The following is a 24,414-nucleotide window of genomic DNA, read 5'->3' on the forward strand; positions in this document are numbered from 1 at the left end:
AATCCCGACACGCGCGGAAGTACGGGGCCGCTGAAATATCGCCTGCGCTGCCCATTACAATGGTTGCTATCCAGGAGACGAATGCGACCGCCATGCACCTTCCTTCGAGCCGCCGAGCGCAAAAACCAACCGCACAGCCAGCCTGGATCGCCGCATGTGTCGCGCTCCTGTTGTTGCCGCTCCCCCTTCCTGCCCAGGACGAAAACCCCGGTATCGCCTTTTCCACGAGCGAGCCCGGCGCATCGCTGCCCGCTGGCTGGAAGAACCTGCCGGTGGTGCGCGGCAAGCCCATCACGCAATACACGCTGGTTCACGACGACCACACCACGGTGCTGCAGGCGGACGCGAACCGCTCCGCTTCTGCGTTGATGCACGAAGGGAATATCGACCTCGCGCGCACACCCGTCGTGGCATGGCGCTGGAAAGCGGACGGGCCGATCGAGGGCGCCGATAACCGCGTCGCGTCGAAGGAAGACGCGCCAGCGCGGCTGATGTTCATGTTCGACGGCGACAAGAGCAAGCTGTCGATGTTCGACCGGGCGAAGATGGGGCTGGCCAAACAACTGAGCTGCGAAGACCTGCCCTATGCGACGTTGATGTACGTCTGGTCGACCAACGCCGCGCCGGGCACCGTCATTGCCAACCCCCGCACGAACCGCGTGCAGATGATCGTGGTCTCCGGTCAGCCCGGCGATGCGGGTCGGTGGCAAAGTCTGCGCCGAAATATCGTGCAAGACTACGAGCGGGTCTTTCACGAACCGCCAGGACGAATCACAGGCTATGGGCTGCTCACCGATACCGACAATACCGCTACCACGACACGCGCCTGGTACGGGGATGTCCAGTTTCTTCCCGGGCCTTGATAACCCGGTGCCGTCGAACTGATCGAGCCGGTCGGCGGGACGCGGCTGGCTCGGGTCCCGAACCGATTCCCCAACCCTGTCCGGGTGTGGCATAACACGTGCTACCAGATCATATTCTTCAGGATCGAATCGCATGAATCATTCGAAACCCGACGACTACCGAGCACCAGACGGCGCGCAAGCCGGTCCATCCATGCCTGACGACTGGGCCCAGCGATGGATCGACTCCGTCATCGACTATGCGGTCATCGGACTTTCGCCGGAAGGCATCATCCGTACCTGGAACGTCGGCGGCGAGAAAATTCATGGCTTTCTGGCTGACGAAGTCATCGGGCAACGCTTCGACATTTTCCACACGCAGGACGATCGCGACAAAGGCAGCGCCGCTGCGTTGCTCGATATCGCCCGCAGCACCGGCCGCTCCGAGTCCGAAGGCTGGCGCATCCGCAAGGACGGGTCACGCTTCTGGGCCAATGTCGTGATCACCGCTCTGACCGACGACACAGGGCGTGTGCTCGGCTTCGGCAAGATCGTGCGCGACATGACGGACAAGAAGACCGCACACGATGCCGTCGTCGAGAGCGAACGGCGCTTTCGCATGCTCGTGAACGGAGTGACGGACTACGCGATTTTCATGCTTTCTCCCGCCGGGATCGTCACGAACTGGAACGCCGGCGCTCGCCGGATCAACGGGTATAGCGCCGAGGAAATCATCGGCTCGCACATGTCGCGCTTCTACACACCCGAGGATGCCGCGGCCGACCTGCCGCAACGGGGACTGTCGATCGCAGCCAGCGAGGGACGATTCGAAGCCGAAGGGTGGCGGGTGCGCAAGGACGGCCGGCGCTTCTGGGCGCACGTGGTGATCGATGCAATCCGTGACGAAGATGGGGCGCTGGTCGGCTTTGCGAAAATCACGCGCGACATCACCGAGCGTATGGAAGCCAGCCGGATGCTGGAGGACACGCGCAAGGCGCTGTTCCAGTCGCAAAAGATGGAGGCAGTCGGCAAACTGACGGGCGGCGTTGCTCACGATTTCAACAATGTGCTGCAAATCTTACGCGGCAATCTGGAATTGCTCGACAGCCGGCATTCCCGCGACGAATGGACTCGCGAGCGCGTGGCAAAAGCGATAACAGCGGTGGAGCGCGGCTCGAAACTCGCGTCGCAACTGCTCGCGTTCGGACGGCGGCAACCGCTACGGCCGGTCGTCATCAACCTGGCCTCCGCCCTTCGCGGCATGGACGATCTGCTGCGCCGGGCTCTCGACGAGACGATCGACGTGCAAACGGTCGTCGCCGGCGGCTTGTGGAACACCCTCGTCGATATCCATCAGTTGGAAAACGTGATCCTCAATCTGGCGATCAACGCACGGGACGCGATGCCCGAGGGCGGCAAGCTGACGATGGAACTCTCCAATGCGATGCTGGACGACGAGTACGTCGCCGCGGTGCCGGACATCCAGGCTGGCCAGTACGTGCTGCTGGCCGTCACCGACACCGGCACAGGCATGCCGCCGGACGTGGTGGATCGCGCGTTCGATCCTTTCTTTACGACGAAACCGGAGGGAAGAGGAACGGGTCTCGGGCTCAGCATGGCATACGGCTTCGTCAAGCAGAGCGGCGGCCATATCAAGATTTACAGCGAGGTCGGGCACGGCACGACGGTCAAACTGTATCTGCCCCGCTCGGACCGGCCGGCAGTCGAACTGCCGCCACGCGGCACACCGGCTCCCAAGGGAGGATCGGAAACGATCCTCGTCGTGGAAGACGACAGGAACGTGCAATCGACCGCCCTCGACACGCTCTCGGACCTCGGTTACCGGGTCCTGAAAGCCGACGCCGCGGAGGAAGCGCTCGCCGTATTGCGCAGCGGCGTCCATATCGATCTGATTTTTTCCGATGTCGTGATGCCGGGTCCGCTTCGCAGCACGGACATGGTCGCCCAGGGTCTGCGGCTGCTGCCGCATCTGAAGGTCCTTTTCACGTCGGGGTATACGCAGAACGCGATCGTCCATGGCGGCAGGCTCGACCCGGGCGTCGACCTGCTCAGCAAGCCGTACAGCCGCGAGCAGCTTGCGCGTAAGATCCGTCAGGTGCTCGATGTCGGCGACCCCGTGCGTAGCAAAACTTCGCGCGATGCGGCGCTCGGCGGCCCGGTCGCCCCTTTGCGTATCCTGCTGGTCGACGACGACGTGAACCTGGCTCAAGCGACCAACGAACTGATCGGCTTGCTTGGGCATTCGGGAAAATTCACGACGTCGCCGCGTGAGGCGCTCGAGTGGCTGGCAAACGAACCCTTCGACGTGCTGATCACGGACCTGCGGATGCCGGATATCGACGGTATCGAACTGGCGAAGCAGGCGACCGCGCGAGCGCCTTCACTCCATGTCGTGTTTGCGTCGGGATACGCAAACCCGCAATTGCCATCGATGCCATTTCGCTGGACCGCATTGAGCAAACCGTTCACCATCGACGAACTCGCAAGCGTGCTGGCCGGCGTTCGTCAGCGGAAATGACTGCATTTCCGCTCACCGGCGCGTCGTCGGGAGCCTCTCGCTATCTGACCTGTTCGCCCCGCCGGTCAACAGCGTAGCGCCGGCAGTGCTCCAGATATTCCGCTTCGCTTGCGACGGTCAATTCGACCATGCTGCGCCACAGCCACGATGGCGCCTTGATCGATTTGGGCCAACTTGCCTGCAGATCGCCCAGCCAGGCTTTACGAGTCGAGGCATCCATCTGCTGCGCATGGGCCTGCCCGATCACGAGCGCAAGGAAATGGGCTGCCTTGACGGCATCAGCTTCGGTGAGCCGGTCCGCGTCGAACTTGAGATCCTGCGGCATCAGTTGGCGGATCACGACCGCCGCTCCGTTCAGACGCGCGGCGCGCATGCGGTCGCCGAGCCGGGGAGTCACATGCCGGGCACCTTCGGCTACGCGCTTTGCGTTGTCGCGGGGCATCGGGGCGCCAGCGTGTGCCGGCGCGGCAGCGGTGGCGGCTTCCTTGATGTCGACAAGACAGGGGGGCCCGCCAGCAGAACATTCTCCATCGATGTCCAGCAACACCGCGTAGCGGCGCCGCCCCAAAGAACTGCACCCCTTGACCCAGAACGCTGCGTCCAGCACCTCGATTTTCGCGTCGCCTGTCGTCGCCCGGCCCAGCACCTCTGCCATCGCCAGGTCCGACTGCGGCGCGAAGAGGGATCGAACCGCCTGCGCTTCTTCTTCTGACAGCGGCCAGAAACGCTTGCCAAGAGGAATGTACGGCGCCGCGCCGTCGATCGTTTGCCGGCCCAGCTTGCGCCACGACTGGTGCAGTGCCCTTTTCATCGCGACCTGCACGACCGCCGGCCGTTGCGCCCGCTTCGTCTCGTTGCTGCGGGTGTCGTCGAAGGCCTGTTGGTAGCCGTCGATGAGCGCTTCCACCATGCAGCTGGTGATTACGCCCGGCAAGTCCGCGCTGCGCGCGGCGGTGGCCAGCGACAGTCCCAGCCGAAGCAGGTCGTGCACAGGATTGCCGATCACGCATTGATCCAGATCCCTGATCTGGACTGCCACGTGACCCGCTGCATCCGCGACCGGGCCGAGATTCCCGAGATGACAGTCGCCACAAATCCACACCGGCGGACCATCGGGCAACGCGCCGGGAGGCTGGCTGTCGAGCCACGCATAAAAGCGCCTGGCGCCTCCGCGTACGTAGTCGTATGCCGTGCGAGCCATTTTCTGCCGGCGAAGCTCTGCCAGTAAAGGCGCCCGTTGGTCAGGAACCGGAAAATTTTTTGAGAACGCCTTTTTCACGACAGTGCTCCTCGCTACAACAGCCATCTGCCACAACCGCGTAGCTAAAACCGTGCCGCAAGCCGAACGAACAGACCGACAATCTCCCGGGTGGGTATGCTGGCTGACAAGGTCTCGATCTTGATCGGAGTAAACCATCGGCATCCGGCGATCTCATTGCCGGGCTCGGGTGATATGTCGCGCGCGAACTCGGCCAGGAAAACATGGTGCCGCTTGTTGAGCCCGCCAAACTGGAACAGATACGTCAGGTGGACCTCGGCCACGTTCGTTTCTTCCTCCAGTTCGCGTCGAGCAGCGTCCAGCGGGGTTTCGAGCCGCTTTATCGTGCCACCGGGCAGCGACCAGCGCGAGCGCGAGCGAGCGACCAGGAGCAGCTTGCTGTCGCGCATGCACAGGATTGTGGATCGATCTTTCATTTTTGAGTTGCGAGCGTTCAGTCGTGGGAGCCGATCGCAGCACCACAAGCAAGCAGCGTGCGCGCTGACCCGGTAAGTCACTGGCAGGCCACGAGGTTGTTCGTCCCAGAGAAAGCTAAATACAATGCGATGCATGGCCCGAAGCACCGTCAAAATCAAGCCGGCTCCTGTCTTCGACTCCTTTGCGGATGGCCCGCGGGGACGAAGTGCGAGCTGCGCCAATCTGAGCGAGCACGCATGCGGCACTCCCACGAGCCAATAGCTGCCTGGCTCCGAGGCGCACTTCGGACGCCGACGCTCAGCGGCTCGTTGCTCGCGCTCGTGTTCTGGTGGCAGTCACTGACGCCAACGCTGATTCCGCGGTCGTGGGTAACGCAAACCGTCGTCGGTGCGTTTTGTCTGGCCATCGGCTACGGGGTAGGCACATTGGCTGGCTGCGGGGTGCATCGGCTGCTGCAGCGATGGGGGCGCGTGCCCGGCAGCGAGAGCCGCCGGCGCATAGCAATCGTTCTGGCGGCGGCGTGGCTCATTGCACTGTTCGTTGGCGCGAAGCTATGGCTCGGCTGGCAGAACGAGCAACGTAGTTTCATGGGGATGACAACCATCGGCTGGTTGGATGGCGTGCTGATGAGCGCGGTGTCGCCGTTGGCGGCGGTGCTGCTGGTGGTCATCGGGCGAGTCGCGGCCCGTGGTGTCGCCGCAGTCAACCGGGTGATGCTGCGCCACGTCCCGTCGATCGTGTCGGTGCCAGCAACAGCGCTCTTCATCATCGTGATTGGCATCGCGCTCGGTCGCGGAGCGTTTTTTCCCGCCCTCGCCACGGGTTCCGATCTCGTCCACGAGCCGAGGAACGAGAACACGACCGAGGGAACCCTGTCCCCCACGTCGCCCACGGTGTCCGGCAGCAGCATGTCGTTGGTCGCATGGGACAGCTTGGGACGCATGGGGCGCGACTTCGTGGCAACGGCGACAAACAGGCAGGAACTTGCGAAGTTCCACGGATCAGATGCGAGGCTGGTCGATCCGGTGAGAGTCTACGTGGGGGTGCGTTCTGCGGACTCCCTCGAACAGCGCGCGCGGATTGCGGTCCGCGAGCTCGAGCGCGCGGGCGGCTTCGACCGCAAAGTGCTGGTCGTGTGGATACCCACCGGCACGGGCTGGATCGTGCCCCAAGCCGCCACCTCGCTCGAGGAACTGCACGGCGGCGACACGGCGATCGTGGCGATTCAATACTCTTTCCTGCCTAGCCGCTACGCCATCTTCGTGGACGCTGGGCTCGCGGACGAGGCGGGTATCACGCTCTTCAACGCCGTTCGCGCCCGCTGGTCGACGCTCCCGCCGCAAAAGCGGCCGAAGCTCGTTCTGTTCGGCAAGAGCCTCGGCGCCGCGGGAGTGGAAGCGCCTTTCGTGGGAGCGGACGCATCCGCGTCGGTGGCCAATATGGTGGCCGCGACCGATGGCGTGCTGATCGCCGGCGCCAAACAAAGCAACCTCATCCATGCGCAGCTCACTCGCGAGCGCGATCGCGGGTCGCCCTTCTGGCAGCCGATCTTCGATGGGGGGCGTGTCGTGCGGTTCCTGAATCGCGATCCGCATCAGGTGGCATTGAATGCGGACTGGCCGGCCCCGCGAATCGCGTACCTTCAGCATCCGGCCGATCCGGCTGTCTTCTGGAGCGTCAGAGCGTTCTGGTGGCCGCCAGAATGGATGGCTCCGCCTCGCGGCTTCGACATGCCTCGCGCGATGCATTGGTTTCCGATCGTCTCGGGCGTGCAGGCGGTGGGCGATCAGATTCATCAACTCGCCGTGCCGCCGGGTTTTGGTCACAACTACTCTTCGGAGGATTACGTCAGCGGCTGGGCCAGCGTGGTGCCGCCCGACGGCTGGACGAAGGGCGACACCGAACGACTCGCCCGTTTCCTCGACAACCTTGCTGGCGACGAAACAGAGCCGTGACCGGGCGGAAGGCGAACAGCCTGGAGTGGCGCTAACGCCACGCCTGGGTGAACTCGCCGATGACCCGCGTCAGATGCGCCTGCATCGCCGCGCGCGCAGCGGCCGCGTCTCGCGCCATGATCGCCGAGAAGATGCGCTGATGCTCATCCTGCGAAGCCGCCCGCAATGCGGGAGTGTGGAAGTGCTCCTCGATCTTTTTCCACAGCGGGTCGGCGCGGGAGTTGTCCCACATCGCGGTCACCACGAGCCGGAGCATTTCGTTTCCCGTCGCCCGCGCAATTGCCAAATGGAAATCACGGTCAGCGGCCTCGTTCGCCGCTTTGTCATGCATGTTTTCGCGCATCGCGCGTAACGCGGCGAACAGCCGGTCCAGGTCTGAATCTTTGCGTTCGGTAGCGGCTAACGCGGCGATCCCGCTTTCGATCACCACCCGCGCGCGCAGCGTCTCGATCGGGCCTAGCCCGCGCGGCAGTTTGAACATGGCGGAGCGCGGGTCCGGCGCGTCTGCCACATAGATGCCCGACCCGACACGAACCTCGACCACGCCCTGCACTTCCAGCGCGATGATCGCCTCCCTCACCTGTGTGCGGCTCACGCCAAAGCGTTCGGCCAGCGTGCGCTCGGAAGGCAGGCGCGCACGCGGCCCGACGTCGCCGGCGGCGATCAGATCGTAGATCTGCTTCGCGAGTCCGACATAGGAACGGTCGGTCGCGTCCTCATCGGCACCGCGGCCGTTCGGCGTGTGTGAAAGCTCGTCCATTCAGGATTCCCGAAAGCTTCGAAGCGGCCAAAGGATCGGTTCGAGTTCGACAAAATGGTACACCAATTGACGGATCAGGCCGCCACGGGCCCGGCGCCACTTTTGTTGGCTTCGAGCCGATTCAGCAGGGGTTTCAGACTGTTCGAGTCCGCCCGCGACGCCGTGGTAAACCACTATCGCGCGCGGATTGGTATGCCAGTACTGTCAGACGTGACTGAGTTCGCGCCGGCCCTTCGTTTTGCTTCGGAGGCGACGCCTTTGAAGAAGTCGTTCCGCTGCTTCGGCGAGTCCGATTCAGCCCCGCTGCAGCACATTCCGCAAGATTCCCTGCTTCACGCACAGAATTCGGCGGCGATTCATGACCGCCATGTTCGCCGGCAATCGGCAAGTTCAATCCAACAAAAAGGAGACGACATGCTTTCAGGAATCCAGGTGCTTCGAGCGGCGGCGACCGCGGCATTCACGCTATGCGCAAGCGCGGCTTTCGCGCAGGCAACGATCGTTTCCGGGCCGTCCAGCGATCCCACATGCATGGTCCCCTGGAAGAGCGACACGAAGTACATCAAGTATCCGAAGAAGAACGGGCCCTACCGGATCGCACTCGTGAACGGCTATATCGCGAACACCTGGCGCATCCAGATGATCAAGACGGCCAAAGCCTATGCGGCACAGCCGGCCGTCGCCGCGAAGCTCAAGGAGTTCAAGGTCGTCTCGACCGGCGAGGACGTGCCGGCGCAGATCTCCGCCGTCAACAACTTCATCGATGCCGGCTATGACGCGATCATCGTGGACGCGCAGAATCCCACCTCGTTCGGCCCCGCGATCCGCCGCGCGAAGAACGCCGGCGTCGTGCTGATCGCGTTCGACAACATCCTCGACAGCGAAGACGCGATCAACGTCAACGTCGACCAGTACGGGCTCGGCGTGCTGTGGGCCAAGTGGCTCGCGAACCACCTGTCGAACGGCGGCAAGGTGCTCGAGGTTCGCGGAGTGGCGGGCACGTCGGTCGACACCGACCGGCACAATGGTTTCATGAAAACCTTGGACGACACCGGCAAGAAGTGGAACGTCGTGCAGGTCTACGGCAAGTGGGACGACGGGGTCGCGCAAAAGGCCGCCGCCGACGCGATCGCCGTGCAGGGTCATTTCGATGGAATCTCGGCGCAAGGCGGCGACACGGGTGTCGTGCGCGCGATGATCGATGCGAAGCATCCGTTCGTGCCCTTCGGCGGCGAGACGGAGAACGGCTTTCGCAAGTTCTGCGCGCAGTATGGGGGCCAAGGCCTGAAGTGCACGTCGGCCGGCACCGGTCCCGCGCAGGTGGCGGTAGCGATCAAGACGGCGCTCGCCGCGCTGGACGGCCAGACGGTCCCGGTCTCGATCAAGCTGCCGCTAGACGTCACCGACGATTCGAAGCTGAAGTCGGGCGTCAACTATTTCCCGAACGACTCCGACAACTTTTTCGTCGGCAACTCGTTTCCGACTTGCGGCATCAATTTCTCCGCGCAGGAGATCATGAAGCAGACCCAGGGCAACCAGTGATCGGATGATGGCCGGAATGTGACGGGAGACGAAGCATGCCGCAGGATGCAGCGCAGCCGTTCTTTCAGATGTCTGGCGTGTCGAAAAGCTACGGCGGCGCGGTCGCGCTGGATCACGCCGAGCTGACGGTGAAGAGAGGCCGCATTCACGCGATCCTCGGCGAGAACGGCGCAGGCAAGTCCACGTTGCTGAAGGTGATGTCCGGCGTCGTGCAGCCCGACGAGGGCACGATGCACTACGATGGCAGGCAGGTCGCGTTCGCATCGCCGGCCGAGGCGAACGCGGCCGGCATCGTCTGCGTGTATCAGGAGCTGTCGCTCATTCCCGACTTGAGCGTCGCCGACAACATCTTCGCTTCGAACCCCCCGCGACGTTTCGGCATGATCGACCGCCGGGCCCAGCGCCGCCAGGCCGAGGAGGCGCTCGCCCGAGCGGGCGCCGCCGACATCAATCCGCTTGCAAAGGTCCGGGACCTGCCGCTGTCGCGCCAGCAGATGGTCGAGCTTGCCAAGGGGCTGGCGCACGAGCCTCGCATCCTGATCCTCGACGAAGCCACGTCGGCGCTGACCGCGGCCGACGTCGCACGCGTGATCGAGGTGCTCAAGCGCCTGCGCGACGAGGGCCTCGCGCTGCTGTTCATCTCGCACCGGATGCACGAGGTGAAGGCGCTCGCTGACGAATGCACGGTCTACCGGAACGGCCGTCATGTAATGAGTTTCGAGGCCGGCACGCGCACCGACAACGAAGTCGTCGAAATGATGATCGGCCGCAAGTACCAGCATGTGTTCCCGGCCAAACCCGCCAACGGACGCAACGCCGCTCCGGTACTCGCGTGTCGCGATCTCGCGTGGAGCGACACGCTGCAAGGCATCAGCTTTTCGTTGAAGCCCGGTGAAATACTCGGCCTCGGCGGCCTCGACGGACAAGGCCAGCGCGAACTGCTGCTCGCGCTGTTCGGCGTGTTGCGCGGGTGCGCGGGCACGATCGAGGTCGATGGCAAAGCGGTGTCGATCGGCAGCCCGAGGGCCGCGCGCGCCAACGGAATCGGCATGGCGCTGATCCCGGAGGACCGCAAGACCGAAGGCCTGATGCTGCCGATGTCGGTGCGCGAGAACCTGTCGTTTGCCGCGCTCGATCGCATGTCCAGCGCCGGCGTAATCGATCGCGACCGCCAGCAGTCGCTGGTCGACCGGATGATGGAGTTGCTCGCGATCAAGTCGTTCAGCATCGATGCGCCGGTGGGCTCGCTGTCGGGCGGCAATCAGCAGAAGGTGGTGATCGCGAAGTGGCTGGTCCGGCAGCCGCGGATTCTACTGCTCAGCGACCCGACGCGCGGCATCGACGTCGGCACCAAGCAGGAGCTCTATCAGCTGCTCAGACGCCTCGCCGACGAAGGCGCGGCGATCGTGTTCTATTCGACCGACTACGACGAGCTGATCGGCTGCTGCGACCGCGTGCTGGTGCTGTACGAAGGCAGGATCAAGAAGGAACTCGTCGGCTCGGCGATCACCGAGCAGAACCTGATTGCGAGCGCACTGGACCTGCCCGTCGGACAGGTTTCGCCTTCCACGGGAGTCGCGCTATGAGCGGGCTGCGTTACTGGTATGCGGAGAATCGCGGGGCGGTGTTCGCGTTCGGCCTGTTCGTGCTGATGTTCGCGATCTACCTGCTCAACTATCCGTCCGCATTGTCGGCCAACGTGTTTCAGACCGCAGCGAACAAGGCGGTGCTGCTCGCGCTCGTCTCGATGGGACAAGCGCTCGTCGTGCTGACGGCCGGCATCGACCTGTCGATCGGCATGACGCTGGTGCTGACGAATTGCATCGGCTCGTGGATCGTCACCGGCGACGCGCTGCACAGCGCGCTCGGGATCGTCGGCGTGCTCGCGGCCGGCGCGCTGTGCGGCGCGCTGAACGGTGTGATCATCATTTTCGGCCGGCTGCAGCCGATCGTGACGACGATCGCGACGAGCGCGGTCTTCTACGGACTGGCGCTGCTGCTGCGCCCCGTGCCCGGCGGCTCGATCAACGAGAACCTCGCCGACGCACTGACCGGCAAGGTCGCCGGCGTGCTGCCGGCGAGCCTGCTGATTCTGCTCGCCGCCACACTGCTCGTCTGGGTTCCTTTCAAACGTTCGGCAATCGGGCGCGCGGCGTACGCGACCGGTTCGTCCGAACCCGCGGCGTTTCTGTCCGCCATGCCGATCCGCCGCGCAAAGTTCGCGAGCTATACGCTGGCCGGCCTGCTCGCCGCGATCGGCGGCCTGTTTCTGACCTTCTTCACCGACACCGGCGAAGCGAGCCTCGGCAGCGCCAACTCGTACACGCTGTTTTCGATCGCCGCCGTGGTGATAGGCGGCGTGTCGCTGCTCGGCGGCAAGGGCAGCGCGATCGGCGCGATCTTCGGCGCATTCGCGTTTCGCTCGATCGGTGACCTGCTGTTCGTATTCAACGTCGATGCGCTGTGGCAGCCGCTATTTCAGGGTGTGATTCTTCTGCTCGCTGTCGCGATCGGCGCATGCGGGTTGTTCAGGGTACGCAATCGTCTGGAGTGGTTTCAATGAGCCACGTCTCGGCAAACGGCCGCAGCACGTTCGTGTCGAAGCTCACGCGCAGAATCGACAAACCGATCGTGATCGCGTTCGCGTGCATCGTCGCGCTGCTGCTCGTCGGCGGGATGTTTTCGCGCAGCTTCACGTCGCCGGAGTACATCCTGCTGCAACTGAAGGTCGGCGCATTCCTCGGCATCATCGCGACCGGCCTGATGATGGTGATCCTGCTCGGCCACATCGACTTGTCGCTGCCGTGGACGATCACGGTCGGCGCAATGATGGCGTGCGCGGTAGCGGGACACGGCGAACTCGGACAGATTCTCGCGATTCCGGTCGGGATCGGTTGCGGCGTGCTGATCGGCGTCGTCAACGGCATCCTCGTTGCGCTGCTGCGCATTCCGTCGATGATCGCCACGCTCGCGACCAATGCGGTCGCACAGGGCATCATGATCGTCTATACCGGCGGATCGTCGCCGCAGGATTCCGCGCCACAGGTGATGCGATGGCTCGCCGCGGGCTGGCTCGTACCGGGCGTGCCGAATGCCGTTGCGCTGTGGGTGGTGATCGGCGGCGCCACGGTGTTCCTGCTGTCGCGGACGATCTTCGGGCGCACGCTGTACGCGATCGGCAATACGGAGCGCGCCGCGTATCTGTCCGGCATCAATACGCGGCTCGTGACCGTGGCCGCATTTGCGGTGTGCAGCGGGTTCGCGGCGTTCGGTGGCGTATTGCTGGCCGGCTATGCATCGAAGGCAGCGCAGTCGATGGGCGATGCCTACCTGCTGCCGGCGATCGCGGCAGTCGTGCTCGGCGGCACGTCGATTCTGGGTGGCCGTGGCTCATACCTCGGCACCGTAGCGGGCGCGATTCTGATCACCCTATTGCAGTCGATCCTTTCAGTCGCGCAGATGCCGGAAGCGGGACGTCAGATCATCTACGGGGTGGTGATAGCGGCGATGCTGCTGCTTTATGGACGCAGCAAGCGGGAAACGTAGGCCACGGCCACGCTCACGCTCATCCATGCGCATCCACCCACGCGCGCGCCCAATCGAGGCCTGCATGGTGGGCTTCTTCCTCGCTATCGAATAGTCCGAGAATGCCCGATGCTTCGACCAGCTTTCCGCCCCGGGTGATGGTTCCGCTCGCCGCATAGCGCTCCGGTTGCAGGATGCCCTCGCCTTCCTGCTGACGGATGGCATGCCCCCACAACGTGTACCCGTCGTACTCGCTGGTTTCCATTAGCGCACGACCTCTGCGGTTGCGGCGCGCGTGGGCATGCGATGCGCATTCTCTTCGAGTGTCATTAACGGCGGAATCTCCGACATGTCCGGTTTTACCGTCGGCGTGGTCTGCTGCATGTGGCGCGCGGTAGCAATAGTCATAGCAATGACGACGCAAAAAATATAGCACCGGTTAGCGCTTCAGTGGTGGCGACCAACGGGGCTTCGCGCATGGGGTGGTAGTCGGCGTAGCCAACGGTTCGATTCGACGAAGGAACGTTTCGTGCGAGCGCTACAGCATCCCCGGTTTCCCGACGATCAGCCGCATGCACTCTCCCCCCGACAAACGCAGCTCGTCCCGCGCCGCACAAGGTAGTACGCCCGCTTCATCGTCGCAGCCTGCCCGCTCATGGGCCGCCGATCTCGGACCGGGGCTGGCAAGTCTCGGTTGCGATAACGACCCTAGCGGCATCGCCACCTATTCACTCGCGGGCGCGTGGTACGGCTACGACATGCTGTGGACCTGCATACTGTCGTATCCGTCGATGGTTGCGCTGCAACTGGTCTCGACGCGTGTCGCGGCCGTCACGGGACACGGCCTGACGGCGAACATGCGCGCGCACTATTCGCCGGTGTTCTTCTATTTCGCCGTGGCGCGCTTCGTGATTGCGAACACGCTGAACATCGCGGTCAATGTGATGGCGATGGCCGTAGTCATCCAACGCTTCACGCATGGGCCGCTTTGGCTGCTGTTACTTGCATGCGGTTGCACGTCGATTGCGCTGCAGTGGTTCATCCCATATGCGCGCTACGCGCAGGTGCTCAAATGGTTGATGCTGCCGATGTTCGCGTATGTCGGGGTGCTGCTGATCGTCGATGTGCCGTGGCACACGGTCGTGCTGCGCTCTCTAGTGCCACACGTCGAGTGGAAAGAAGATTTCGTGACCATGCTGATGGCCGTGCTCGGTACGACGATGAGTCCGTATCTGCTTTTTTCGCAGGCCGAGCAGGAAGCCCAGGAAGAACATCGGCAGCACGAACAGCACGCCGCGCGCGGCGATCGACGTTCGTCGGAGCAGCTTCGCCGATTGCGCAACCAGACCTTGATACGCACCGCGTTATCGAGCGTGGCGGCTTCGTGCATGATGATTGCGGCTGCGGCGACGCTGCATGGCGCACAGACGCAGCCCCGCGAGCCCACGGAGCTTTCGCGAGCGCTCGAACCGCTCCTGAAGGGCTATGCCGGCCCCCTGCTCGGGCTTGCGCTGGTCGGCTCGGCGCTGCTCGCTCTACCTCCGCTTGCCGGTTCGGCCGCGCAAGCGGTCGCGAGTTCGTTCGACTGGCCCCGCGGCAAACAGCGTGATCGGCGCATTGCCGTTCTGCTCGTTGCGCTCGCGGCGCTCGGCACGCTGCTTGGTCTCGCGCTCGGCCTGTGGCGCGTCGATCCTGTCAAGGCGCTGTACTGGAGCGCCGTCGTCAACGGTATGACGATTACGCCCGTGCTGGTGCTTCTCGTGCTGCTGAGTGCGAAACGCGAAGCGGTCGGTGAACTCGTCGCACATTGGTCGTTACGCGCGCTTTGCTGGCTCGCGACCCTGACCACCGGTGTGGTCGTGGTCGCGCACTTCTTGCTCGACGCGGTAGAGCGTATGTCGCGATGAGACCGGGCTACTTCACGCTTCGTAGATGTTCAGCGAGGCGCGCGAACATCGCGTCGCACCGGTTCAGTTGCTCGATTGTGATGAACTCGTCCGGCTTGTGGCCCTGGTCCATGCTGCCGGGTCCACAGACCACGGTTGGAATGCCCGCCTGCGTGAACAGTCCGCCTTCCGTGCCAAACGCGACCGTTTCGTATTCTTTCGATCCGCTCAACATCGCGAGCAGGCGTGCCGCGTTGCTATCGGGCGAAGTCGCGAGTCCGGGATACGTATTCAGCATCTGCACGCGAACGTCGGTATCCGGCTGCACCGCGCGCATCTTCGGCAGCAATTCGGTTGCCGCGTAGCTTTGCAGTCTGTCCACCACCCTGTTGGGATCGAAGCCCGGCACGCCCCGCACTTCAAAATCGAACTCGCATTCGGCGGGCACGATATTCAGCGCGCGTCCGCCCTTGATGACACCGGTCTGCACCGTCGAGAACGGCGGATCGAAACGCGCGTCATGGTGTTCCGGCTGCGCGAGTTCGTCGCCGATCTGTTCCAGCCGGTGGATCAGCCGCGCCGCGTATTGGATCGCGTTGACGCCCTGCGGCGCGTACGCGGAATGACATGCCGCGCCCTTCACGTGGCAGCGCATCGCGAGCTTGCTCTTGTGGCCGAGCACAGGTTTCAATTCGGTCGGCTCGCCAATCAGACACATGCGCGGCTTATGCGCGCGCTTTTCGAGTTCGGCCAGCATCGGCCGCACCCCGAGACAGCCCACTTCCTCGTCGTATGAAAACGCGAGATGCACCGGCATGTCGAGCTTCAGCCTGAGGAATGCGGGCACTGCCGCCAGCACGGACGCGATGTAGCCTTTCATGTCGGCCGTGCCTCGTCCGTACAGGCGACCTTCTTTCTCGGTGAGACGAAACGGCTCCACGGTCCACGCCTGCCCCTCGACGGGCACCACATCGGTATGCCCGGACAGCACGATGCCACCACGGTCTCGCGGCCCGATGGTCGCGAACAGATTCGCCTTGGTGCGATCGTCGTTATGGAATAGCTCGCTTTCCACACCTAGATCCGCGAGGTATTGCTGCACGAAGCCGATCAGTTCCAGATTGGAGTCGCGGCTGACGGTCGCAAAACCGATCAGCCGTTCGAGCAGCGTACGGCTCGCCAACTCACTCATCGCCGGGCACTCCGTAGCTCGGCGCCGCGGTGGGATTCAACGCGCGCGCGATGTAGTCCCGCATCTGCGGCCGATACGCTTGCCATAGCGCGTCGAGTTTGCCGATCGGATCGTCATCCGCCCAATCGACACGCAGATCGACGACCGGCCAGACGTGTGTATCGACGATCTTCAGAGCCGCCGAATGCACGGGCCCGGCTTCTCCGCCGGCTTCGACGGCAGCATGCATCGCGTGCAGCAGACGATCGGCAAGCGCGCCTTGCGCGCTCTCGAACGCTTTCACCATCGCGTCGATCACCGGTTTGCCGGCGAGCAGATTACCCGCTGCCACACACTGATTTCCCGCGACGGCGTGATGCACGCCGAGTGCTTCCTTGCCGGTGAACAGCGCGGTTCGACCCTCACTGTCGACCACCGTCACCTGCCGGTATTCGCTCCATTCGCTCGCGCCTAGCGCCCGTTCGAGCGCAGCGTCCGGCGCGATACGCTCGCTTTCGAGCAGATCAAGAATCTGCGGGCCCAGCGCGGGCAGCGTCACGTTCTGCGTCGCCACCGCACCGACGCCCGCGCGCACCCACGGACACCTCGCACCCACGGCAATGCTCGACGAACTGATCGCGATACCGAGCTGACCCGTCTTCTCACAGCGTCCGACGATCGAGAATGTCATGGGTGGCTCCTTACGCCTGCACGGGCGTCCAGTTGTCCGGAATCACGGCGATCACGTCGATTTCCATCAGCCATTGCGGCTGGCCGAGCGCGCTGACGCAAAGCCCCGTCGAAATCGGATACACGCCCTTCAGCCATTTGCCGACTTCCTGATACACCGGCTCGCGATAACGAGGATCGGTGATGTAGGTCGTCGTCTTGACGATATGCGACAGGTCGCTGCCGGCTTCCTCCAGAAGCTGCTTGACGTTCTTCATCGCCTGCTCGGCCTGCGCGCGCGGATCGCCGAGACCGATCAGGTTGCCGTCGAAATCCGTACCGACCTGGCCGCGCACATAGACCGTATTGCCCGCGCGAACCGCCTGGCAAAGATCGTTATCGAGCGACTGGTTCGGGTACGTGTCCTTCGTATTGAACATGCGGATGCGGGTATGCGTAGGCATCAGTTCACTCCCACTTCTTTGGTCTTCGGCGCGTGCGATGCGTCGCACGCGGTATCGGGTGCATTCGCGCCATGCACGCCGCGCGCGTCCTGCTGACGCTGCGACGCGTCGCGATAGGCGAGGTATTTGCGCTGCGTGACGATGTGATCGGCGATGTGCTTTGCGTCGTGCCACACGCCCCAGATAAACGACGACGCGCGCCGAGACAACCAGGGCAGGCCGAGGAAATACACGCCAGGCTCCTTCGATACACCGCGCTGATGCTGCGGCTTGCCTTTATCGTCGAACGCGTTCACGTGCAGCCAGCTGAAATCGACCGCATAGCCGGTGGCCCAGATGATCGTGCTCACCCCCGCCTCGTGCAGATCCAGCTCCGGCAGCGGATGCGTGACGCACTCCGGGTCCGGTGGAATCAGCCGTGCGTCGGGGTCTTCCGGCAGGTCTACGCCGTTGCGCTCAATGTAGTCGTCGGCGGTGTCGAGTAGCGACATCAGATATTCGTCGCCACGCTTCAGATTGACGGCGAGGTCTGGTTCGAAGGTCACAACGCGATTCGCGAACGATTTGGTCGTGCCGACGAGCGTCATGCCGCGATGCGCAAGCCGGCGAAAATCGATGGTCTGGCCGCCGTACGCGCCGCTGACAGCGATGGTCACATGCTCGCGTCCCGGCACGGCGACTTCCTTGTCCCATTCGCCGAGCACACCCAGCCACCAGCAGAAATCGCGACCGCGATAGGCGCGCGGCGGACGGTCATGCGCACCGACGGACAGATAAACCTTGCGGCCCGCGCGTTGCAGTTCGTCGGCGATCTGCACGCCGGACGACCCCGCGCCCACCACGAGCACCGCGCCTTCGGGCAGTTGCTCGGGGTTCCGATAGTGGGCCGAATGAAGCTGCGTGAGCTCGAGGTCCTGTGGCGCGATGGGGGGAATGACGGGACGCTGGAACGGCCCGGTCGCAACGACGACGCGACGGGCTTCGATCGTGCCGTCGGACGTTGCGACCACAAATCCTGCCCGGCCCTTCAGACGCTCGACGCTCGTGACTTCGACGCCGGTGCGGATCGGCGCATTGAACTTCCGCGCATAGGCTTCGAAGTAATCGGCGACCTGATCCTTGCCGGCGAAGCCATCGGGATCGAGTCCTTCGAACTCCATATTAGGGAAGCGGTCGTGCCAGGCGGGACCATTGGCGACCAGTGAATCCCAGCGGCAAGTACGCCAGCGTTCCGCGATGCGGTCGCGCTCCAGCACGAGATGGGGCACGCCGAGTCTGCTCAGATGCTCGCTCATCGCCACGCCAGCCTGACCCGCGCCGATGACCAGCGTGTCGATCGACAGTTTTTCAGCCGCCATGGCCTTCTCCTTCTAAAATGCGCTCTGGATTCGGGTCTCTCGGTCGGACAGAATGTACGCCGCGCGGCGGGCAACAAAAACTATATTTTAAAAATGCTTTGCATCGTTTTTCGCTATGCAAGCGACAATTGTCGAGCGACAATCGATTCGACCGAACACGGAGCAATTGATGGACGGCACCTCGATCCGCTACTCATTGCGTCAGCTAAGGTATTTTGTCGTCACGGCCGAAACGCTTTCCTTCACCGCCGCGGCAAAGCGGCTGCATATCTCTCAGCCGTCTATCTCCACATCGCTCGCGGATCTGGAGGAATCGTTCGGCGTCCAGCTGTTCATCCGCCATCACGCGAGCGGCTTGTCGCTTACGCAGCCGGGCCGCGATCTGCTCGGCCACGCTCGCAATCTGCTTCAGAACGCCGAAGAATTACAGCTGACCGCGACCGAAATCGATGGCGGCATGTCGGGCTCCATCTCGCTCGGCTGCATGGTGTCGCTGGCGCCGCCGCTGATGCCCGGCATCATCAGCCGCTTCGTGCAGGATTATTCGGCGATCACCTTCCGTACCACGGAAGCGCATCAGGACACGCTCTTGAGTGGCCTGCACGACGGCTCGCTCGATATCGCGCTGACCTACAGCCTCGATATCACCGATGGAATCGCGTTTACCCCGCTGCTTTCGCTGCCACCGTATGTCATCCTGCCCAAAACACACAGGCTTGCACGGGCGCGCCAGGTGTCGCTGGCCGACCTGCTGCCCGAGCCCTATGTGATGCTGGATCTTCCGCATAGCCGCGAGTACTTTTCCGCGCTGTTCGACGCGGTCGGCAGCCGCCCTACCGCGGCTTTCCGCTCGTCACAGCCTGAAGTCGTGCGTGGCATGGTCGCCAACGGCTTGGGTTACAGCATACTCAACTTCCCGCTGAAGTCGACCCGGACTGTGGACGGCGAAGACTTCGTGATTAAACATTTCAGGGAGAGTGTCAATGCGACGACGCTTGGCATTGCGCTATCGGCCGCCGTCAAGCCGCGCGAGGTTGTGAAGCGCTTTTCGGCATTCTGTGAAACGTATATCCGGCGTCTGCACATCGGTTAGCAGCCCGGAAAGCGTCACTGCATAGCCATGTGCTATGCACTGCATGCAAAAACAATATTTTACCTAGCAATTTGGATTGTTAGATTGGTGCTCATCGGATGCAAACACTGATGGGGGGCCCCCTATGTCAGCCATTCTTCAGTCGACGGACACTGAGCTCGACATCGTTCACGCGCTGCGCGAGAACTGCGAGCGTCCGTTCGAGGATGCACACGCGATGCCGCCGACCGTCTACACGTCGGAGGCGTTTCTCGCGCTCGAACAGCGCGACGTGTTTCGCAACGAGTGGTTGTGCGTGGGCCGCGCGAGCGCGCTGGCACAGACCGGCGACTATCTGACCGCGCAGATCGACGACCAGCCCGTGTTCGTGCTGCGCGATGCGAGCGGCGCGTTGCGCGCATTCTCTAATGTTTGCCTGCACCGCATGTCGGTATTGCTCGAAGGGCGCGGCAACGTGCGCCGGATCGTGTGTCCGTATCACGCATGGAACTACACGCTCGATGGCGCGCTCGCGGGCGCGCCGTTGATGGATCAGCAGCCGGGCTTTTGCAAGGACCAATACAGGCTGCCTGCCGTGCGCTGCGAGACGTGGCAAGGCTGGATCTATTTGACGCTCAACCCGCGCGCGCCTGCGGTGGAATCGCATTTGTCCGAGCTGACGAAGCTGATCGCGCCGTACGGCATGGGCGACTACGTCGAGACCTTCCACGAAGAGCACGTGTGGGACACCAACTGGAAGATCCTCGCGGAAAATTTCATGGAGAGCTACCACCTGCCGATGCTGCATCGCGCAACGGTCGGACCGCACTCGAAGCTCGAAGAAATGGAATGTCCGCCGGGTTTGCCGGCGTTCAACTATCACTGGATCACCAAGGAAGCATCGCTGCCGATCGGCAACGCGCATCCCGCCAACACGCGCCTGCAAGGGCACTGGCGTCGTACCACCGCGCTGCTGGCGATCTACCCGACCCACCTGATCACGCTGACCCCCGGCTACTTCTGGTATCTGATCCTGCAGCCGCGGGGCGTCGGCCGCGTGCATATCCGCTTCGGCGGCGGCCTCGCGCCGGAATTCGTCGACGATCCGCGCGCCGCCGACTATATGGCGACGCTCAAGACGCTGCTCGACGAAGTCAACGCCGAGGACCGGCGCGGCGTCGAGGCGGTGTTTCGCGGCGTGCACGCTCCACTCGCGAAGCCCGGCCACCTGAGCCCTCTCGAACGGCCGAATTACGACTTCGCCCGCTATCTGGCGGGACGCGTGGGCGCGACGTGATTCGCAGCCCCACGTAGACCGCCAACACTCTGCCGAGATGCCCATGTCAAGCCAACCATTTATCTCGTTCGACGGCGTCAGCAAGTCATACGACGGCGTGCATAGCGTCGTCGAGGGACTCGATCTCGACGTCGGGCACGGTGAATTCGTTTCGCTGCTCGGTCCATCCGGTTCCGGCAAGACCACGACACTGATGATGCTGGCGGGATTCGAATCGCCGACCCGCGGAGAAATCCGCCTTGCCGGCAAGCGTCTGGACGACAAGCCGCCGCATCGGCGCGATATCGGCATGGTGTTTCAGAACTATGCACTGTTCCCGCACATGACGATTGCCGAGAACGTCGCGTTTCCGCTGTCCGTGCGCAAGGTGAGCCGCAGCGAACAGAAAACGCGCGTGACGCGCGTGCTCGACATGGTGGAGTTATCGCATCTGGCGGGGCGGCGGCCGTCGCAACTGTCGGGTGGCCAGCAGCAGCGTGTCGCGCTGGCTCGCGCGCTGGTCTTCGAGCCGAGCGTGGTGTTGATGGATGAGCCGCTCGGCGCGCTCGACAAGCGCCTGCGCGAAACCATGCAATACGAAATCATGCGGCTGCATCGCGAACTGTCGCTGACGATCGTCTATGTGACCCACGACCAGAACGAAGCACTGACGATGTCGAACCGCGTCGCCGTGTTTTCCGATGGACGCATCCAGCAGGCCGCCACGCCGACCGAGCTCTATGAAAACGCGGCAAACGCATTCGTTGCCAATTTCGTCGGCGAGAACAATGGACTGACCGGCCGCGTCAATTCCGACGGCGGCGAATGGGCCGCGATGCAGCTGGCCGACGGCAGCACGGTGCGCGGACGCCCAGGCGCCGGGCTCGCGTCAGGCGACGCGGCGGTGCTCGCGCTGCGACCCGAGCGCGCGCACATCGCCGCGACGCCGGAAGCCGTGCAGGAAGCGACACGGCAGAACATGAACATCGTGCACGCGCTGGTCGAGGAACTCGTCTACTGCGGCGATCATCATCGCGTACATCTGAAGCTCGGCCATGGCGAAAGCATGGTCGTCAAGGTGCCGAACACCCAGCACCATGATCTGCCCGCACTCGGCCGTCAGACCGCCGTGACCTGGCGACGCGACGACTGCAAGGTGCTGCCCGCGATGGCGGCCGCGCCGAAATCCTCCGCCGTGTCCGGCGGCGCCGACTATTCCACTGTTGCCGTTCCCTCGTCCGCCTCGCCACTTATCGCAGGAGCCAACTAGAAATGAAGACCACGTTCTCGTCATTCCGGACCACCCTCGGGGCATGCGCGCTCGGGCTGTTTGCCACGACCACGGTTCACGCGGCCGACACGATTTCCGTCGTCACCTTCGGCGGGGCGTATGAAGCGGCCGCGAAAAAAGCATGGTTCGAACCGTTCACCGCGAAAACCGGCAACCAGTTTTCCACCGAGTCCTACGATGGCGGCCTCGCCAAGTTGCAGGCAATGGAGCAGTCGAAGAACCCGACCTGGGATCTGATCGACCTCGAAACCAACGACGCGATCACCGCTTGCGACGAAGGCCTGATCGCCAAGTTCGACAAGAAGGCCCTCGGCAACACCAGCGACTTCCTGCCGGGCTCGATCAGCGATTGCGCCGTCAGCGCGATGGTGTGGTCCACCGTCTATGCGTACGACAGCAGCAGGCTGAAAACCGCGCCGACCACCATCAACGATTTCTTCGACCTGAACAAGTACCCCGGCAAGCGCGGCATGCGCAAGTCGCCGAAGGTCGCGATGGAGTGGGCGTTGATCGCCGATGGCGTGGCGCCCAAGGACGTCTACAAGACGCTCTCCACGCCTGCCGGCGTCGACCGCGCGTTCAAGAAGCTCGACACGATCAAGCCGAGCATCGTCTGGTGGGAAGCGGGTGCGCAGGCGCCGCAGCTGCTCGCCGACGGCGCGGTCGTAATGACCCAGGCGTACAACGGCCGTATCGACGACGCCGTGCACAAGGACAAGAAGCCGTTCAAGATCGTCTGGGATGCGCAGGTGTACGACTACGAATGGTGGGCCGTGGTCAACGGTGCGAAGCATGCCGACGCGGCGCAGAAGTTCATCGTCGCATCCTCGACGCCGCAGGCCTATGCGGACCTGTCGAAGTACATCGCTTACGCGCCGCCGCGCAAGGACGCCATTCCGCTGATCGACAAGGCGCGTCTGAACGATCTGCCGACGGCGCCGGAGAATTTCAAGCGTCCGCTGCAAATCAACGCGACGTTCTGGGCCGACAACGCGGATGCGATCAACAAGCGGTTCCAGAACTGGCTGACGCAGTAACGCCGGATCGAACGAACGTCACCCCAGAGATCGAGCACGATGAACACGCCGCTGCCATCCACCGCCCCTTTCGGCCGCGGCCCGCAGGCCGCGAACCGCGAGTCGTTCCGGGCTGCGCGCCGCAAGGCCGCGATGCGCGCATTGCTGCTGGCTTTGCCGTTGCTCGTCTTTCTGCTGGTGACGTTCGTTGCCCCGATCGCGAGCCTGCTCGCGCGCAGCGTGCGAAACCCTGAAGTGCGCACCGGCATGCCGCAGTTGAGCGCAACGCTGGCCGGATGGGACGGCGCGGGCTTGCCCGGCGAACCGGCCTTCGCCGCACTCGCGCACGACCTGAAGGACGCCAGCGAATCCGGCCAGCTCGGCAATATCGCGCGGCGCATGAACTTCTATCAACCGGAGTTCCGCAGCCTGCTGTTCAAGACGGCGCGTGCCACACGTTCGGAGACGCCGGCGCAATGGAAACCCGCCCTGATCGATCTGGATGAACGCTGGAACGCGCCGGAAACCTGGCGTCTGCTCAAGCGTGCGTCGATCTCGCCCACACCCGACTATTTGCTGAACGCCGTCGACGCGCAAGTCGCGCCCGATGGTTCGGTGACGTCCGTCGCGGCGGACAGCGCCATCTTCCGCGCGGCCTTTGGGCGCACGGTCACGATCAGTGCGACGGTCACGCTGCTGTGCCTGGTGCTGGGCTACCCGGTGGCTTATCTGCTCGCGACACTGCCTGAGAACCAGAGCAACCGGCTGATTCTGTTCGTGATCGTGCCGTTCTGGACCTCGCTGCTGGTGCGCACCACCGCGTGGTATGTGCTGCTGCAACCCGGTGGCGTGATCAATAGCGCGTTGCTCCGCTTCGGGATCATCAACCATCCGCTGCCGCTGATTTTCAATCGCACGGGTGTGTTGATCGGCATGACGCACATCCTGCTGCCCTACATGATCCTCGCGATCTTCTCGGTCATGAAAGGCGTCCCGCCCGTGTACATGCGCGCGGCGAAATCGCTCGGCGCGCATCCGGCCGTGGCCTTCGTGCGCGTATATATTCCGCAGACGCTGCCGGGTGTCGGCGCGGGATGTTTTCTCGTGTTCGTGCTCGCGCTCGGCTATTACATCACCCCCGCCCTGCTAGGCGGCGCCGGCGACGAAATGATCAGCCAACTGATCGCGTCGCAGACCAACGATCAGCTCAACTGGGGACTCGCGGGTGCGCTGTCGTGTTATCTGATCGCATTCACGGCGGTGTTCTATTTCATCTTCAACCGGCTGGTCGGTATCGACCGCTTGCGCTTCGGCTAACGCGCCGCGCAAACGCCGCTAGCTGGTTGTCGCTC

General features: G+C 63.5%; 21 protein-coding genes. 13 read left to right on the forward strand and 8 right to left on the reverse strand.

Annotation, left to right across the window (positions count from 1 at the left end):
- Nucleotides 1–92: 92 nt before the first annotated feature.
- Both QFZ91_RS04555 and QFZ91_RS04560 read left to right on the forward strand, forming a co-directional pair.
- A complete protein-coding gene (locus tag QFZ91_RS04555) occupies nucleotides 93–863 on the forward strand; it encodes a DUF3047 domain-containing protein (protein ID WP_429566653.1) in 771 nt (256 codons plus the stop codon).
- A 193-nt stretch (nucleotides 864–1,056) separates the two neighbouring features.
- Entirely contained in the window at nucleotides 1,057–3,381 is a 2,325-nt protein-coding gene (locus QFZ91_RS04560) for a PAS domain S-box protein (protein ID WP_429566654.1), read from the forward strand.
- A gap of 40 nt (nucleotides 3,382–3,421) precedes the next feature.
- Here the strand turns inward: QFZ91_RS04560 and QFZ91_RS04565 are convergent, their stop codons facing one another.
- A complete protein-coding gene (locus QFZ91_RS04565) occupies nucleotides 3,422–4,687 on the reverse strand; it encodes a DUF2252 family protein (protein ID WP_429566386.1) in 1,266 nt (421 codons plus the stop codon).
- Between the two features lie 17 nt (nucleotides 4,688–4,704).
- Nucleotides 4,705–5,076 (reverse strand): NUDIX hydrolase, encoded by a 372-nt coding sequence (locus QFZ91_RS04570; protein ID WP_429566387.1) that lies wholly within the window; start codon nucleotides 5,074–5,076, stop codon nucleotides 4,705–4,707.
- Nucleotides 5,077–5,385: 309 nt separating this feature from the next.
- On the opposite strand from QFZ91_RS04570, the gene QFZ91_RS04575 reads away from it, so the two are divergent.
- Nucleotides 5,386–7,032, forward strand: a complete 1,647-nt coding sequence (locus QFZ91_RS04575) for an alpha/beta-hydrolase family protein (RefSeq protein WP_429566388.1) — start codon at nucleotides 5,386–5,388, stop codon at nucleotides 7,030–7,032.
- A gap of 31 nt (nucleotides 7,033–7,063) precedes the next feature.
- On the opposite strand, the gene QFZ91_RS04580 is transcribed toward QFZ91_RS04575, so the two are convergent.
- Complete coding sequence (locus QFZ91_RS04580) at nucleotides 7,064–7,792, reverse strand: FadR/GntR family transcriptional regulator (RefSeq protein ID WP_429566389.1); 729 nt, start codon at nucleotides 7,790–7,792, stop codon at nucleotides 7,064–7,066.
- Nucleotides 7,793–8,206: 414 nt separating this feature from the next.
- On the opposite strand from QFZ91_RS04580, the gene QFZ91_RS04585 reads away from it, so the two are divergent.
- From QFZ91_RS04585 to QFZ91_RS04600, 4 genes are read left to right on the forward strand one after another with little or no spacing between them, the layout of a single operon-like run.
- The gene (locus QFZ91_RS04585; protein WP_013093653.1) at nucleotides 8,207–9,334 is read left to right on the forward strand and encodes a sugar ABC transporter substrate-binding protein; all 1,128 of its coding nucleotides are present in this window, start codon (nucleotides 8,207–8,209) and stop codon (nucleotides 9,332–9,334) included.
- A 35-nt stretch (nucleotides 9,335–9,369) separates the two neighbouring features.
- Nucleotides 9,370–10,920 carry a sugar ABC transporter ATP-binding protein gene (locus QFZ91_RS04590; RefSeq protein ID WP_429566390.1) on the forward strand — a complete coding sequence of 517 codons (1,551 nt, stop codon included), beginning with the start codon at nucleotides 9,370–9,372 and terminating at the stop codon, nucleotides 10,918–10,920.
- On the forward strand, nucleotides 10,917–11,897 hold the full coding sequence (locus QFZ91_RS04595; protein WP_176366564.1) for an ABC transporter permease: 981 nt from the start codon (nucleotides 10,917–10,919) through the stop codon (nucleotides 11,895–11,897). The genes QFZ91_RS04590 and QFZ91_RS04595 overlap by 4 nt, the downstream gene beginning before the upstream one ends.
- Nucleotides 11,894–12,880, forward strand: coding sequence for an ABC transporter permease (locus QFZ91_RS04600; RefSeq protein WP_176378214.1), 987 nt, complete (start codon nucleotides 11,894–11,896; stop codon nucleotides 12,878–12,880). The genes QFZ91_RS04595 and QFZ91_RS04600 overlap by 4 nt, the downstream gene beginning before the upstream one ends.
- A 19-nt stretch (nucleotides 12,881–12,899) precedes the next feature.
- Here the strand turns inward: QFZ91_RS04600 and QFZ91_RS04605 are convergent, their stop codons facing one another.
- Entirely contained in the window at nucleotides 12,900–13,124 is a 225-nt protein-coding gene (locus QFZ91_RS04605) for a hypothetical protein (protein ID WP_429566391.1), read from the reverse strand.
- Nucleotides 13,125–13,431: 307 nt separating this feature from the next.
- Here QFZ91_RS04605 and QFZ91_RS04610 point away from each other — a divergent pair, with 307 nt between their 5' ends.
- Nucleotides 13,432–14,766 carry an NRAMP family divalent metal transporter gene (locus tag QFZ91_RS04610; protein WP_429566392.1) on the forward strand — a complete coding sequence of 445 codons (1,335 nt, stop codon included), beginning with the start codon at nucleotides 13,432–13,434 and terminating at the stop codon, nucleotides 14,764–14,766.
- 7 nt (nucleotides 14,767–14,773) lie between these two features.
- On the opposite strand, the gene argE is transcribed toward QFZ91_RS04610, so the two are convergent.
- The 4 genes from argE to QFZ91_RS04630 are packed head-to-tail and all read right to left on the reverse strand — an operon-like array spanning nucleotide 14,774 to nucleotide 18,407.
- Entirely contained in the window at nucleotides 14,774–15,937 is a 1,164-nt protein-coding gene (argE, locus tag QFZ91_RS04615) for an acetylornithine deacetylase (RefSeq protein WP_429566393.1), read from the reverse strand.
- Nucleotides 15,930–16,607 (reverse strand): DUF1028 domain-containing protein, encoded by a 678-nt coding sequence (locus QFZ91_RS04620; protein ID WP_368581363.1) that lies wholly within the window; start codon nucleotides 16,605–16,607, stop codon nucleotides 15,930–15,932. The genes argE and QFZ91_RS04620 overlap by 8 nt, the downstream gene beginning before the upstream one ends.
- 10 nt (nucleotides 16,608–16,617) lie before the next feature.
- Complete coding sequence (locus tag QFZ91_RS04625; protein ID WP_368597204.1) at nucleotides 16,618–17,049, reverse strand: RidA family protein; 432 nt, start codon at nucleotides 17,047–17,049, stop codon at nucleotides 16,618–16,620.
- Nucleotides 17,049–18,407 (reverse strand): flavin-containing monooxygenase, encoded by a 1,359-nt coding sequence (locus tag QFZ91_RS04630; RefSeq protein ID WP_429566394.1) that lies wholly within the window; start codon nucleotides 18,405–18,407, stop codon nucleotides 17,049–17,051. The genes QFZ91_RS04625 and QFZ91_RS04630 overlap by 1 nt, the downstream gene beginning before the upstream one ends.
- 169 nt (nucleotides 18,408–18,576) lie before the next feature.
- Between QFZ91_RS04630 and QFZ91_RS04635 the strand changes: the two genes are divergently transcribed.
- The 5 genes from QFZ91_RS04635 (at nucleotide 18,577) to QFZ91_RS04655 (ending at nucleotide 24,379) form a co-directional block, all read left to right on the forward strand.
- Nucleotides 18,577–19,500 carry a LysR family transcriptional regulator gene (locus QFZ91_RS04635; protein WP_176111206.1) on the forward strand — a complete coding sequence of 308 codons (924 nt, stop codon included), beginning with the start codon at nucleotides 18,577–18,579 and terminating at the stop codon, nucleotides 19,498–19,500.
- A 124-nt stretch (nucleotides 19,501–19,624) separates the two neighbouring features.
- Nucleotides 19,625–20,776 carry an SRPBCC family protein gene (locus tag QFZ91_RS04640; protein ID WP_429566395.1) on the forward strand — a complete coding sequence of 384 codons (1,152 nt, stop codon included), beginning with the start codon at nucleotides 19,625–19,627 and terminating at the stop codon, nucleotides 20,774–20,776.
- 43 nt (nucleotides 20,777–20,819) lie between these two features.
- Complete coding sequence (locus QFZ91_RS04645; protein ID WP_176378222.1) at nucleotides 20,820–22,025, forward strand: ABC transporter ATP-binding protein; 1,206 nt, start codon at nucleotides 20,820–20,822, stop codon at nucleotides 22,023–22,025.
- Between the two features lie 2 nt (nucleotides 22,026–22,027).
- On the forward strand, nucleotides 22,028–23,083 hold the full coding sequence (locus QFZ91_RS04650; RefSeq protein WP_429566396.1) for an ABC transporter substrate-binding protein: 1,056 nt from the start codon (nucleotides 22,028–22,030) through the stop codon (nucleotides 23,081–23,083).
- A gap of 39 nt (nucleotides 23,084–23,122) precedes the next feature.
- Complete coding sequence (locus QFZ91_RS04655) at nucleotides 23,123–24,379, forward strand: ABC transporter permease (protein WP_176111210.1); 1,257 nt, start codon at nucleotides 23,123–23,125, stop codon at nucleotides 24,377–24,379.
- Nucleotides 24,380–24,414 lie beyond the last annotated feature (35 nt).

The sequence above is a fragment of the Paraburkholderia sp. JPY419 genome (genome assembly GCF_050435705.1).
GTDB classification, from domain to species: domain Bacteria; phylum Pseudomonadota; class Gammaproteobacteria; order Burkholderiales; family Burkholderiaceae; genus Paraburkholderia; species Paraburkholderia youngii.

Bases quoted from the DNA above. Each gene is read 5' to 3' on its own strand.
- QFZ91_RS04555 (WP_429566653.1), top strand. From the start codon at position 93: ATGCACCTTCCTTCGAGCCGCCGAGCGCAAAAACCAACCGCACAGCCA.
- QFZ91_RS04560 (WP_429566654.1), top strand. From the start codon at position 1,057: ATGCCTGACGACTGGGCCCAGCGATGGATCGACTCCGTCATCGACTAT.
- QFZ91_RS04565 (WP_429566386.1), bottom strand. From the start codon at position 4,687: ATGGCTGTTGTAGCGAGGAGCACTGTCGTGAAAAAGGCGTTCTCAAAA.
- QFZ91_RS04570 (WP_429566387.1), bottom strand. From the start codon at position 5,076: ATGAAAGATCGATCCACAATCCTGTGCATGCGCGACAGCAAGCTGCTC.
- QFZ91_RS04580 (WP_429566389.1), bottom strand. From the start codon at position 7,792: ATGGACGAGCTTTCACACACGCCGAACGGCCGCGGTGCCGATGAGGAC.
- QFZ91_RS04585 (WP_013093653.1), top strand. From the start codon at position 8,207: ATGCTTTCAGGAATCCAGGTGCTTCGAGCGGCGGCGACCGCGGCATTC.
- QFZ91_RS04590 (WP_429566390.1), top strand. From the start codon at position 9,370: ATGCCGCAGGATGCAGCGCAGCCGTTCTTTCAGATGTCTGGCGTGTCG.
- QFZ91_RS04595 (WP_176366564.1), top strand. From the start codon at position 10,917: ATGAGCGGGCTGCGTTACTGGTATGCGGAGAATCGCGGGGCGGTGTTC.
- QFZ91_RS04600 (WP_176378214.1), top strand. From the start codon at position 11,894: ATGAGCCACGTCTCGGCAAACGGCCGCAGCACGTTCGTGTCGAAGCTC.
- QFZ91_RS04605 (WP_429566391.1), bottom strand. From the start codon at position 13,124: ATGGAAACCAGCGAGTACGACGGGTACACGTTGTGGGGGCATGCCATC.
- QFZ91_RS04610 (WP_429566392.1), top strand. From the start codon at position 13,432: ATGCACTCTCCCCCCGACAAACGCAGCTCGTCCCGCGCCGCACAAGGT.
- argE (WP_429566393.1), bottom strand. From the start codon at position 15,937: ATGAGTGAGTTGGCGAGCCGTACGCTGCTCGAACGGCTGATCGGTTTT.
- QFZ91_RS04620 (WP_368581363.1), bottom strand. From the start codon at position 16,607: ATGACATTCTCGATCGTCGGACGCTGTGAGAAGACGGGTCAGCTCGGT.
- QFZ91_RS04625 (WP_368597204.1), bottom strand. From the start codon at position 17,049: ATGCCTACGCATACCCGCATCCGCATGTTCAATACGAAGGACACGTAC.
- QFZ91_RS04630 (WP_429566394.1), bottom strand. From the start codon at position 18,407: ATGGCGGCTGAAAAACTGTCGATCGACACGCTGGTCATCGGCGCGGGT.
- QFZ91_RS04635 (WP_176111206.1), top strand. From the start codon at position 18,577: ATGGACGGCACCTCGATCCGCTACTCATTGCGTCAGCTAAGGTATTTT.
- QFZ91_RS04640 (WP_429566395.1), top strand. From the start codon at position 19,625: ATGTCAGCCATTCTTCAGTCGACGGACACTGAGCTCGACATCGTTCAC.
- QFZ91_RS04645 (WP_176378222.1), top strand. From the start codon at position 20,820: ATGTCAAGCCAACCATTTATCTCGTTCGACGGCGTCAGCAAGTCATAC.
- QFZ91_RS04650 (WP_429566396.1), top strand. From the start codon at position 22,028: ATGAAGACCACGTTCTCGTCATTCCGGACCACCCTCGGGGCATGCGCG.
- QFZ91_RS04655 (WP_176111210.1), top strand. From the start codon at position 23,123: ATGAACACGCCGCTGCCATCCACCGCCCCTTTCGGCCGCGGCCCGCAG.